This is a genomic window from Candidatus Zymogenus saltonus (assembly GCA_016929395.1).
Taxonomy (GTDB): domain Bacteria; phylum Desulfobacterota; class Zymogenia; order Zymogenales; family Zymogenaceae; genus Zymogenus; species Zymogenus saltonus.
Genome location: JAFGIX010000034.1, coordinates 1 through 11,937, shown reverse-complemented (window position 1 = coordinate 11,937; position 11,937 = coordinate 1). Strand labels below are relative to the sequence as shown.

10 protein-coding genes and 1 riboswitch are annotated in these 11,937 nt (G+C 53.1%); of the genes, 3 read left to right on the top strand and 7 right to left on the bottom strand.

The window, feature by feature from the left end; all coding sequences use genetic code 11:
* Positions 1 to 381: 381 nt before the first annotated feature.
* The gene (locus JW984_07470; GenBank protein ID MBN1573016.1) at positions 382 to 1,077 is read right to left on the bottom strand and encodes a thiamine diphosphokinase; all 696 of its coding nucleotides are present in this window, start codon (positions 1,075 to 1,077) and stop codon (positions 382 to 384) included.
* Between the two features lie 310 nt (positions 1,078 to 1,387).
* Positions 1,388 to 1,966 carry an energy-coupled thiamine transporter ThiT gene (gene thiT, locus JW984_07465; protein MBN1573015.1) on the bottom strand — a complete coding sequence of 193 codons (579 nt, stop codon included), beginning with the start codon at positions 1,964 to 1,966 and terminating at the stop codon, positions 1,388 to 1,390.
* 218 nt (positions 1,967 to 2,184) lie between these two features.
* A riboswitch (TPP riboswitch) is annotated at positions 2,185 to 2,279 on the bottom strand.
* Positions 2,280 to 2,705: 426 nt separating this feature from the next.
* On the opposite strand from thiT, the gene JW984_07460 reads away from it, so the two are divergent.
* From JW984_07460 to JW984_07450, 3 genes are all read left to right on the top strand, one after another.
* Positions 2,706 to 5,108: a hypothetical protein gene (locus JW984_07460; protein ID MBN1573014.1), complete on the top strand. Its 2,403-nt coding sequence runs from the start codon at positions 2,706 to 2,708 to the stop codon at positions 5,106 to 5,108.
* Between the two features lie 2 nt (positions 5,109 to 5,110).
* On the top strand, positions 5,111 to 6,049 hold the full coding sequence (locus tag JW984_07455) for a glycyl-radical enzyme activating protein (GenBank protein MBN1573013.1): 939 nt from the start codon (positions 5,111 to 5,113) through the stop codon (positions 6,047 to 6,049).
* A gap of 395 nt (positions 6,050 to 6,444) precedes the next feature.
* The gene (locus JW984_07450) at positions 6,445 to 7,245 is read left to right on the top strand and encodes a hypothetical protein (GenBank protein MBN1573012.1); all 801 of its coding nucleotides are present in this window, start codon (positions 6,445 to 6,447) and stop codon (positions 7,243 to 7,245) included.
* A 360-nt stretch (positions 7,246 to 7,605) separates the two neighbouring features.
* On the opposite strand, the gene JW984_07445 is transcribed toward JW984_07450, so the two are convergent.
* The 5 genes from JW984_07445 to JW984_07425 form a co-directional block, all read right to left on the bottom strand.
* Positions 7,606 to 7,959, bottom strand: a complete 354-nt coding sequence (locus tag JW984_07445; protein MBN1573011.1) for a DUF3795 domain-containing protein — start codon at positions 7,957 to 7,959, stop codon at positions 7,606 to 7,608.
* A gap of 72 nt (positions 7,960 to 8,031) precedes the next feature.
* Positions 8,032 to 8,940, bottom strand: a complete 909-nt coding sequence (locus JW984_07440) for a tetratricopeptide repeat protein (GenBank protein ID MBN1573010.1) — start codon at positions 8,938 to 8,940, stop codon at positions 8,032 to 8,034.
* Positions 8,941 to 9,021: 81 nt separating this feature from the next.
* Entirely contained in the window at positions 9,022 to 10,098 is a 1,077-nt protein-coding gene (locus JW984_07435; GenBank protein ID MBN1573009.1) for a site-2 protease family protein, read from the bottom strand.
* Positions 10,099 to 10,157: 59 nt separating this feature from the next.
* Complete coding sequence (locus JW984_07430; protein ID MBN1573008.1) at positions 10,158 to 10,931, bottom strand: competence/damage-inducible protein A; 774 nt, start codon at positions 10,929 to 10,931, stop codon at positions 10,158 to 10,160.
* Positions 10,932 to 11,012: 81 nt separating this feature from the next.
* On the bottom strand, positions 11,013 to 11,660 hold the full coding sequence (locus JW984_07425; protein ID MBN1573007.1) for a class I SAM-dependent methyltransferase: 648 nt from the start codon (positions 11,658 to 11,660) through the stop codon (positions 11,013 to 11,015).
* Between the last annotated feature and the right edge of the window lie 277 nt (positions 11,661 to 11,937).

The following is an 11,937-nucleotide window of genomic DNA, read 5'->3' as shown; positions in this document are numbered from 1 at the left end:
GACAGCATAGACCCTCGATCAAGCCAGGAATCTCAATTTATGTCATTCCCGCGTAAGCGGGGATCCAGCATTTGTCATTCCCGCGTAAACGGGGATCCATATATATATGTCATTCCCGCGTAAGCGGGAATCCAGTAAAAATATCCTTCTGGATTCCCAATCAGGTCGGGAATGACAGCATAGACCCTCGATCAAGCCAGGAATCTCAATTTATGTCATTCCCGCGTAAGCGGGAATCCAGTAAAAATATCCTTCTGGATTCCCGATCAGGTCGGGAATGACAGCATATACTCCTAATCAAGTTTGAAACGACAGGATGGATTCCCGGTGCTGCCGGAAACAACAAAGCGGAAAGCAATTTGAAAAATCAGGAAATCCCCCCTACACCTTTTTCACCCTCACGAGGAGCAAAAGCCCCCTTTTAAACAAAACCCACGGATCGGCCCCCGAAATGACATTGCTTACTCCGAGGGGCGAAAACTGCGCGAGGATGGCGTCCGAGAGGGGGTATTTGAGATCGTTGGTAATTACGCCCTCCGCGTCCCCCTTCAGCGAGATCAGGGAGACAGTCTCTCCCACATCCCCCTCTATCCTGTTTTTTATCCCTGCGTCGAGGAGTGTGATCTCCTGATACTCATCGACGATTTTCGCCTCGACCTTCTTTCTTCTTTTGCCGTTCTCGCTCTTCGTCCTTATCAAAAGCGAGAGGTTTGCAAGGGCGTGGTCCACCCTGCCGCCCAACGCCCCCAGGATTACTATCTCGTCCGCACCTTTTTTAAGCGCAACGTCGAAGGCGAGCTCCGTATCGGTGGAGTCCTTCTCGGCCGGCTCCCGAATGATCTCCAAATCCCCCCCGCTTTTTTTGAGGCGCCGTAGACTGGCGAGATCGGCCTGGTCGATGGAATCCATATCGCCGATAATGACCGTAGGGGTGCCCTTGGGGATGCCGAGCTTAAGGAGCGCCCCGCCGCCGCTGTCCGCCGCGACGATAAGATCGGCCCCGTCAACGAAGCCTCTGCAGAACTCGGGGTCCCCATAGTAGCTATAGGTTCCGCCGGAAAGGATAACCGCCCGCATAGTTCACCCGCTTAAACCACCCTCATCAAAAACATAGCTGAAATGTATTTACAATATTTATCTCTATCTGCCAACCGTCTCCATCTTTCCCTTATTTTTACAGAACCCTTTGTAAAACAGAAATGACCACTATCACACAAAATTATTGATAATTGTCACAAAAGACAACTTTTAATCAAAAAAAATCCCAATCCCTCCAGTCGTCGCTTAATACCCGGCCCGAAAAACCATCCTCATAAAACCGAATCCTTAATCGATAATCCATCCCGAACAGGAGCCGTCTCAATGAAGCCCGTCCTAAAAAAACCCATCACATCTTTTTGCCCAAGGCCCCCCTCGCCATGACAAGGGGCACAACAACGACGGCGCTCAGGATGTAATTCGGAACCATGTACCCTGCGTTATACACCATCGAGTAGATGAGAACGCTCGATCCCTCCGGGGCGTACTGCGCAAAGAAGACGATCCCGGATATTACATGAACGATATACCTCAAGAGACTGCCGAGGGTGGCAACCAGTATCGATGCAAACACGACATGCTTATAGTCGAAGGTCTCGTCCGCCTTTCTTATCGGGATCAATGTCGATAAAAAACCGCCCACCCCGAGGACGGTAAAGGCGAGGGGATAATCGAGGACCAGCTGTACGGGATGGATGATGTACGCCCCGAAGAATAGCTGGCCTATACCCATCAGCAGTCCGGCCGCGCACCCCGCAAGGCCGCCGTGTATAATCGCGATATAGAAGACGGGAACCATCTCCAACGATAAAGAGCCGCCCTGAGGAAGCCTGTAGAGCTTCAACATCGACAGGCCTATCGCCAACGCCGCCGCCAGGGCGATCTCAACCAACAATACGACCCGTTTTGTCTCAATTCTTCCTTCCATAAAAAAACCCCCTTTTCTCGGGGGGGTCGGCAAAGAAAATGAACCTTTAGAAATCTTGAACAGAAAAGGGCCTTAGGAAAAACTCCGGCCCCTCCTCGCCCACGACCGAAAATATCTTATTGCCCACTCTTCTTTCCCATACTTCCTGCCCCCTTTACTCACATCCTCCATCCTCCACTTAATTTTCCATCCCCCCATTTATCTTACAATCCCCCCCTCGGTCTTGGGCTTCACTTCCCTCCGCCGGTATTACCCGGATCAGGTTCATAGGGTTGTCATTAGACTCTCAGCCGAAACACCCCTAGTGAAAATAATTTTTGAAAGATCATCTCATTTATTTCTTTAAATATATCGCCATATATGCTAAAATGTCAAGAACAAAAGGGGGTCGCCAATAAGGTTGTTATGATATTGTGGGGGTGGCAAAAAAAACTGTGATGAGATTGTGAGGGTGGTAAAAAAGATCGGGGGGGGTCGGGAGAAGGATTGTGGCGAGATTTTGAGGATGGCAAAAAGTTCGGGGGGGTGACAAAAGATCGGGGTTGGAAAAAAAGTTTGAGTGAACCAAAAAAGGTTGGCGTGCATCAAAATATTAGGAGGGTAGGTAAAAAAAGATTGGGGGGCTGTAAAAAGATTGGGGGGGCGGAAAAAAATCAGGGGATGCCAATAAAGATTGATAATATTACTTGAAATAGACAGGATAGCTAATTAGTTAAAAATCTGAACAGGAGGAAGAGACATGGCACAAGCTTCATGCACCGTTTCCGCAAAAGAGCTCTGGACACCATCGGATAAACTCTCCCCGAGGATAAAAAAGCTCAGGGATGAATATTGGAACTTCAAGGGAAGAGATTACTTCAGAAACGAGGTTATGCCCTTTACCGACGGGATGCCCTGGGACGTGGTGTTCCCGTACCACAGGTTTGCCGTGGTTCCGGAGGTATATCCTTTTGTACCCTGTTTTTCTGACAGCCTTCTGGCGTGCGCCAAGAAGGTCGACGTCAAAAACGGATTCTTCAACATGTCGCTCCCCAAGAGGAGGGCGACCTTTCTAAACAAGGTCGCAAAGAGCTACCTTCCGGTAAATATACTGGACGGGGAATTGATAGTCGGGGGACAGTTCAACTCCGCCATGTCAGGCTCTCTCACCAAGGGGGAGGCAAAAAAGTGGAAGAAGCTGCACGACAAGTGGTGGAAGAGGGCGAAGCGTGCAAACGACCTCGGAGTCGGAAACTCCGGCATAACCCCCGGCCACCTCATCCCGAATTACGTAAAGGTCCTGAAGAAGGGCTTCAAGGGGCTGACCGAGGAATACAAGGCGGAGATAAAGAGGTCCAAGGACAAAAATAAGATAGATTACCTCGAAGCGATGATCACAGCGGCCGAGGTGCCCAAGATACTGGCAAACCGCTACGCCGACGAGGCGGAGAGGCTCGCCAAGGAGACGAAGGACAAGAAAAGGAAGGATGAGCTCCTCGAGATAGCAAGGATATCGAGAAAGGTCCCCTGGGAACCCGCCGGATCATTCCACGAGGCACTCCAGTCGTTCTGGATGACCCACATGCTTGTTATGACCGACGAGTCTTATCCCGGCCCCGGCCTCTCCCCCGGCAGGATAGACCAGTACCTCTATCCCTATTATAAAAAGGATATAGACAATAAAAAGATCACGAAGAGTGAGGCGAAGGATCTCCTGGAGTGCCTCTGGGTAAAGCACAACTACGTCTACGATTACCAGGGACGCATCGGCGAGAACCAGGGAATTTCCGCCGGCTTCGGCCAGCTGATCACCATCGGGGGTCTCGACGAGAATTACGAGGACGCCTCAAACGAGCTTACCTGGCTGATTCTCGACGTGATCGAGGAGATGAACCTCCTCGAGCCGAAGCCGAACATCAGGATCCACAACAAGACCCCGGACAAGCTCCTTAAGAGGGTCTCCGAGATGCTCGCCGGCGCACAGGGATCGCCCTTTCTCATCAACTTCGACGAGAACTCGATAAGGGGCCTCAAGTGGCAGGGCCTCCCGGAAGAGCGCCTCTGGGACTACGCCCCGGTGGGGTGTCTCGAAAACACCCTCCAGGGAGATGACCGCTCGGGCACCGTGGACGTAAACCTCAACATCGCAAAGGCGGTGGAGCTTGTCCTAAACAACGGCAAGGATATGGCCACCGGCGAGAGGATCGGCCCAAAGACCGGAAACCCGGAGAAGTTCAAAACCTTCGACCAGTTCATGGACGCCTTCAAGACGCAGCTTAGGGCCATCCTCGAGGAGCTTATCGATATTTACAACATCTCCGACGAGATGAGGTCCAAGTACGAGCCGACGGTCTACCTCTCCACCTTGGTCGACGGCTGCGAGAAGAAGGGAAGAGACGTCAACAACGGCGGTCCGGAGTACAACTACATCACGGTGGAGGGAATTGCCCTCGCCACGGCGGCCGACTCGCTTGCCGCCGTCAAGAAGCTGGTCTTCGAGGATAAGAAGTTCTCGATGGCCGAGCTCATAAAGGCGATAAAGGACAACTACGAGGGGCACGAAAAGATGAGGCAGACCCTGATGAACAAGGCCCCGAAGTTCGGAAACGACGACGATTACGCCGACCCGATAGCGAGGGAGATATCGAGATTCTGGTGTACGGAGACCACAAAGCACACATCCCCCGCCACGGGGAGAAAATACCGCGCGGGATACCTCTCCTGGAACTACTGGATCGCCTACGCGCCCTCGACGGCGGCTACCCCGGACGGCAGAAGGAAGGGGGATTTCCTCTCCAACGGCATAGGCCCCGTAAACGGCGCCGACACCAAGGGCCCCACGGCAGTAACCATGAGCGTGGGCAAGCTCGGCCTGGAGACCGCCCCCAACGGCGACTCCCACACCATAAGCTTCTCCCCCTCCCTCGTCAGAGACAATGAGCGGATAGAGAAGCTTATGTCGTTCTTGAGAACCTACAACGAAAAGGGGGGTACGGCCCTTCAGGTAAACATCATAGACTCGGAAACCCTTAAGCAGGCCCAGAAGAAACCGGAGGACTACAAGAACCTCCTTGTCAGGATAACCGGATACAACGCCTATTTTGTCTCCATCGGGAGGGCAATGCAGGACGAAATCATCGCAAGGGTCGCGAAAGAGCTGTAGAAGTGACAAAGGGAACTGTTTTTAACATCCAGCGTTTCTCCACCGAGGACGGCCCCGGGATAAGGACGACGGTATTTGTAAAGGGATGCCCCTTAAAGTGCCTCTGGTGCCACAACCCTGAGGGGATAAATCCAAAGCCGGAGCTTATGTGGTACGGCGTCCGCTGCATAGCGGCGCTCGACTGCACCGAGGTCTGCCCCGAGGGGGCGCTTGAGCTCACCCCTAACGGCATGGTTATAGACAGGGTAAAGTGCACAGCGTGCGGCCTCTGCGAAAAGGCGTGCCCTTCGGCGGCGCTGGAGGTCATCGGCAAAGAATACACCGCGGAGGAGATATTCGAGGAGGTCGCAAAGGACGAGGCCTTCTACAGGAACTCCGAAGGCGGCGTGACCCTGGGGGGCGGAGACCCGGCGATCAATCCCGATTTTTCTGCCGAACTCCTTCGCCTCTGCAAGGGAGCGAATATCCAAACCGCCATCGACACCACCGGGGTCTTCAACAGCAGCACCTATGATAAAATCCTCCCCTTTGTCGACCTCATTCTCCTCGACCTAAAACAGATGGACGAGGAGCTCCACAAGAAGACGACAGGGGTAAACCTTGTAAATATCCTCAAAAACGCCGAGATATTCGGCAAGGGCAAAATCCCTATCTGGGTAAGGACGCCGATAATCCCGGGGATGACCGACCAGGAGGAAAATATAAAGAGGGTGGCCAAGTTCATCGCCGACAAGATGCCGGCCGTAGTGCGCTACGAGCTCCTGGCCTTCAATAACCTCTGCACCGATAAATACAAGAGGCTGGACCTCAAGTTCGCCCTCGAAGACACGCCCCTGATGGAAAAAGACACCATGGAGCGGCTCGCCGATATCGCCACAAGCGAAGGTGTAAAAGACGTCCGGTGGTCCGGGGCGACCAGGCTCGAAGACGAGGGCGAATAAACGCTGGGGGGGGTTGGGTCAATAATTGGGGGGCGGCCGAAATTTTAGGAGTAGGTTGAAAGATTGTTTTGGGGTTGGCCGATATTTTGTTGGGGGGTGGGCGAAATTTTTGGTGGTGGGTGATAGTCTGATGGGGGGGGTGGCAATTGGTGGGGAGGGGTGACAATTCGTAGTGGGGTGGCAATTGGCAGGGACGGTGGGCGGTAATTTTAAGGATGGAGGGGGATTCAACACCTTATTAAGGTGTGCGGGATGTTGGTCTTAATATCAAGGAGTTGCTTTACAAAACGCCTGTCTCGGATCAAAGGCCGGATTTTTGAAAAACTTGGAAGATCGACCTTAAAGTTTAAAGTGATATAGATTTTTTATACCAGACTATTTATGGGAGAAATATTATGTTCCTGCCCGAAGAGCTCTATAATCTATACTCCGAGCCGATGATAGCCAAGTTCATGGCGACGCTGGACGTAGATGGAAAACCGAACATCGCGTTTATCGCCTCCATCGACACCTGGGAGCCGAAAGCAGACTTCCTCATCTTCGGCGAGTTCCTGATGTGGAAATCCCTCGACAACCTCAAGGCCAATAAGAAGGTCGGAACCATGGCGGTTAACCTCGAACTCAAGTTCGGCCAGATCAACGGTGACTTCAACGACGATTTCAAAAACGTAGGCCCCTACTTCGACAGGATCGCCTACAACGACATGTTCCGCTACAACTCCTACACGAAGATCAGAAAGGCGGGCACAATCAAGATAAAGGAGCACTACCCGGTAAAGAAGATCGGCAAGCTCGAAATCGTGGCGGACTTGTTCGCAGTAAAGGGGAAGAAGGGTAAGCTAAAGGGAGACAAGGGGGTCGAGATACCGCTGACCGTAAAGGAGAAATTCGACCAGATGCAAGCGATAAAGGCGGTCGCCTTCGTCCCGGAGGGAAAGGAGTACCCCTTCATTCTCCCGGTGATGTCCCTCTACCCGATAGACATGAAGTCGATGGCGTTTAAGGTCTCCGCCTCCAACCCGGAGCTCAAGAAATTGAAAAACGGCCAGGAGGTAGCGTTAATGGTCTTGACCATGGACCCGATTGCGTATCAGGTAAAGGGGACGGTAGACTCCTTCGACGGCAAGCTCGGAAAGATCGTGATCACCGAGGCCTTCAGCTCCTCGCCGCCGCTTGCGGGAAAAAAGATCGCTTAAAAGACAAATTCTTCAACGAAAAAAAGGGGGTGAGCAGAACTCGCCCCCTTTTTGGTAAACAGCCTAAAAAAACCACCTTACCTCTCATCAACACCATTCCCCTTATACCTTACATCTTTAAAAATCCTATCAGCCAAGGCTTTTTTCACTCCCCCTGATACTCCGACCCGTTTCTTTAAGACGTATCAATTACTGCTTTACATCGCCGGACTTTTATACCACACCGTCTGCACTTATTATGACCATATTGAAAATCCCGCCCTTCCCGACCTCAGGAACAAAAACGATTACGGAAACCGCGTAACTTCGAGAGATCGGGCCTTCGCTCGGAGAGCGGTATATTTGGCCCCATGTAAAATATCAAAGAGATTTGTTCACCTCATCAAGGACCGTCCTGGCGTCCGGGGCCATCTTGAAAAAGCCCTCTAACTTCTCGCAGGAGTAGTCGCCGCAGTGGCCGCAGTTCTCGACCCCCCTCTCCACCCCGCACGCCCGAATCGCGCACTGGGCGCAGTGGGCGCATTTCTTCCCGGCAACCAGGCACCCGTCACACCAGACGTCGTCGACCCTGACATCCACCCCGTACTGCTTTGCCCACATCTCGGCGGTCTCCCTCGCCTTCGCCTCGTCGTTCGCCTGTGTCGCAAGGTAAGCGGGACACCCGGTGCAGATTAATCCACAGAACGCTATCATCTTTTCAGCTGAATCGGCCATCTTTACACTCCACTAAATAAAAAACCAAAAAGCGCCAAATTTAAAAAATCAACACTCTCAATTTATAAATGATCAGTCCTGGCCCCCCGCCGACCCCTCTTCGTACAGTTCAAGCCTCTCCCCGTAGGCGGTCTCGAACCTGATCTTTTCCCCCGGCGTGCCCTTGCCGCTTAGAAGCTCCACGGCCTCCCTCTGGACCTTCACCGCTATATCAATCATCTCCGCCCCGTATAGGGCCGCGGCCAGCGTTTCGAGGTTACGGTGGTTCCTATCGATCTTCACCGCCTTCTCCGCGTAGCCCAACGCCGTCCTGCCGTCTCCGGCCTCGTCCGACAGGGAGACCACCGCCATCCCCCGGTACGCCTCCGCAAAATTGGGGGCGAGCTTCACCGCCCTCTTGAAATCCCGCATGGCAAAATCATACTGCACAAGGCCGCAAAAGGCGAATCCCCTTCCGCAGTAAGCCGCCGCAGATTCGCCCTTCAGCCCTATCGCTGTGTCGAAATCGTTTAGAGCCCCCTTGTAATTCCCGTCAATATTTTTCAGCCCTCCCAAAAGAAGGTGGTATTCGGAAATGTTCGGGTCTATCTTGACGGCGCTATCAGCATCCTTTCCGGCGTCTGCGTATATCCCCACATCGAGACGGGCAAGCGCCCTGAAATAATATGCGTCCTTGGATCCGGGGGCAAGGGCGATGGCCCGGTCAAGATCGGAGACCGCCTCCCCGTATCGCTTGAGGGAGAGATAGGCCCTTCCCCTCTTGCACAAGACCACCGCGATTTCATTCCCGACGGGGGTCTCACCAAGCCGCTTCGTGTAGAGATCGACCGCCTCGTCAAATTTGCCCGCCTCAAAGGCGGCGTCTCCCAGCTCAACGGGGGAAGGCTCTCCCTCCTGGCCGAAAAGCGCAAGGGGCGCAAACGTCAGGGAAAACAGGACGACCAAAAATATTAAAGGCCGGCGAAGGTATCTTTCGCCCATGATTGTCTCCAAAAAAATTGCCGCTATAATATCAGACCATCTTGCCGTTATCGAAGGAAATCAGCCTGTTCAGCATAAAACTCACTTCATCTCCTTCGCCGCGGAGATCATGTGGTAGCGGCCGATCTGCTCCAACGTCACTATCCCAAGGAGCTTCTCCCCGTCCATAACCGGCATCATTGTGATCCCCTTTTCCGTCATCGTCTTGTAGAGGGAGATGAGCTTCTGCTTCTCGGTCGTCGTCGGAAACTCCCTCTCCATGAGATCCGCCACCCTCTCCGACTCCCTCCCCTCGTTGATCCCCTTGATTATCGAATCCCTCCTCAAGATTCCCACGAGCCTGTCGCCGAAAAGGACAGGAAAGTCCCCCTGAAGGGTGCGTAGGAACAGGTCGGACGCGGTCTTCAGAGTGTCCCCCGTGTTGAGCGAGATATAGTCCTTGAAGACCACCTCCTTGACCTTGACGTCCGAGAGGGCGTGCCTTATCGCCCACATCCTGTCCTCCGCCTCCGCCCCCAAATAGATAAATACGGCAATCAGGGCGAGCCACCAGTTGTTGTTGTAGAATATCCCGAAGAAGAAGAGCAAAACGGCGAAGAACTGCCCGATGAAGACGGCAATCTTGGTCGCTTTGAGGTGACTCATGAAGAGATTCATCACGCCCCTCAACACCCTTCCCCCGTCCATGGGAAAGGCGGGGAATATATTGAAGACCGCAAGGATAATGTTTATCCAGAAGAGGTTGAGGATGATGTGTCCCTCGAACAGGGAGGCCTCGTCGAGGGGCGCTATGGGGATATCCCCGAAGTAGATGAAGACGTACAAAAAGCCGGCGATGACGAAGCTCATCACCGGGCCGGCAATGGATATAAATATCTCCTGCCTCGAATCCTCCGGTATGTCGTCCATCTGGGCCATCCCGCCTATGGGGAGAAGCGTAATGCTCCTGACGCCGTGACCGTAGTGCCGGGCCACCAGCGAGTGGGCCAGCTCGTGAAAGACCACGCAGACGAAAATGAGTATAACAAAGAGGACGCCGTAAAGCGCCCGGGAGACGTCCTTTCCTGAGAGGGCTACGAAGGCGAGGAGGATCAAGAACGTAACATGGACCTTTATCGGAATCCCGAAGAGGCTCCCTATCTTAAACGACCACTTCAACTTCAACTCCGTTAAAAAGGCCAGAATTTCGTATATAAGAAAACGTCTATCCCAACGATCTAAAACTCGGGCAGGGAGTTCGAGTAGTCCCTTATCTCCTTTATCACCCTCTTTACATCCTCCTCGTTCTCCCCCATCGCCCTGATTACCAGCCGCTTTGCGCCGTAGGTGGGATAGGAGCCTACGGAGACCTTCGGGAAGTCCTCGTTCAACTTCGTAAGCAGGTGGGCTATCCTCGCCTCCACCTCCGAGAGGACAACCTCATCTACAAACCTACCCCCTCTCGGCTTTATATACACCCCCTCTATCTCGGAGGTGAAGATCGTCTTCAGCTCCTGGGGGACGCCCGGGAGGATGAAGATGCGAGTGTCCTTTTTCATTAACGTCACGCCGGGGCAGAAACCCGCCTTGTTTTCGAGCACCACCGACCCCTCGATCACCGTGGCCATCTTCAGTATCGCCTCGTTGACCTCCATCTTGATATTGATGTATCCCTTTTCGTACATGTAGTTTCCGAGGTACTCCATATGCTTGAGCGCCTCATCCGAGACGACGAGCCCCTTCCCCAGGGCGTCGGCCACGGCCGACATCGTTACATCGTCCGGCGTGGCGCCCAGCCCCCCGCACACGAAGAGGAAATCGACCTTCGGGAAGTCGCCCTCGATAAACCTGACAATCCACTTTCCTATCTCGTTAACATCGTCGGACAGGACAACGACATTCTTCAGCTCGCACCCGAGGAAGAAGAGCCTCTTGGAAAGCCAGTGGGTGTTGGTGTCCAGGACGTGCCCCGAGAGGAGCTCGTTCCCTATGGTCAATATTATCGAAGACAAGATCCCTCCAAAAAAAGGATTTATTGAATTTCAAATCAGTCTGCGCCTATCTTCAATGGGCCCCACGTTTAATATCCCCCCTCAAACCCTCCGGGCGATCAACTGCGCCGCGCCCCTCATCAATCCCTCCTCGAAGGTCGATCCCTCCCTGTAGTAGAGGATTTTAAATTTTCGCCCCCCCGAAACATTCAACACTAATCCGAGGATCTCGTTCGGATCCAGATAGTGGGCTGGGTTACTCTTCTCGCCGAATCCGCCGTGCTCCCTGGTAAAGGTCTCGAAGACGAGATACCCCCCCTCCTTTAGCCCCGCCGCCATCTTCGGAATAAGCCCCCTGTCGAGATAGTAGAAATTTACTATGAGATCGTAGCGGCCGGGGGCGATCTCGAAATCTCCGAGGTCGGCCTCTATCAGGTTGAGGTTTTCAACCACCTCCTCCCCCCGTTCTTCGGCGAAGGCCCGGGCCATCTCAATTCCCGTTTTAGAGTTGTCCACCGCATCTACGATAAACCCGTGCTCGGCCAAAAAAACGGAGTTTCTCCCTGGGCCGCAGGCTATGTCCAGCGCCCACTTTCTGCCACCCTCGTCGTCGACCACGCCGCCCCCGAAGAGGTGGATATTTTCCGCCAGGAGGCGCGACGGCCTCCTCCACTTCTCCGGATCGTCCTGGGCGAACTGCTTGTCCCAGCGGGTCGGCTCTTTAAGGGAGACATCGTTCTCATTCGACATAATCGGAGACTTAAAAAAACATTGTTTTTTGTTTTCATCGATAGAATAACACAAGGGGTGATAAAATCAAAATAAAAATCGACGACGGGGAATCGGCGGGAAATAAATAGAAAAGGGCGGGAAAGGGGTATTTCACCTTTATGAGAACGGATATATTATTCACGGCTTGATAGGGAATCCATTTTTATGCTGTCATTCCCAACCCGATTGGGAATCCAGAAAAATATCAAGCTGGATTCCCGTTTTCACGGGAATGACATATACGCTGTCACTCCCG

What these genes read in the sequence shown, in the direction of transcription:
- JW984_07470 (MBN1573016.1), bottom strand. Translation starts at nt 1,077, where the DNA reads ATGCGGGCGGTTATCCTTTCCGGCGGAACCTATAGCTACTATGGGGAC.
- JW984_07440 (MBN1573010.1), bottom strand. Translation starts at nt 8,940, where the DNA reads ATGGGCGAAAGATACCTTCGCCGGCCTTTAATATTTTTGGTCGTCCTG.
- JW984_07450 (MBN1573012.1), top strand. Translation starts at nt 6,445, where the DNA reads ATGTTCCTGCCCGAAGAGCTCTATAATCTATACTCCGAGCCGATGATA.
- JW984_07445 (MBN1573011.1), bottom strand. Translation starts at nt 7,959, where the DNA reads ATGGCCGATTCAGCTGAAAAGATGATAGCGTTCTGTGGATTAATCTGC.
- JW984_07425 (MBN1573007.1), bottom strand. Translation starts at nt 11,660, where the DNA reads ATGTCGAATGAGAACGATGTCTCCCTTAAAGAGCCGACCCGCTGGGAC.
- JW984_07460 (MBN1573014.1), top strand. Translation starts at nt 2,706, where the DNA reads ATGGCACAAGCTTCATGCACCGTTTCCGCAAAAGAGCTCTGGACACCA.
- thiT (MBN1573015.1), bottom strand. Translation starts at nt 1,966, where the DNA reads ATGGAAGGAAGAATTGAGACAAAACGGGTCGTATTGTTGGTTGAGATC.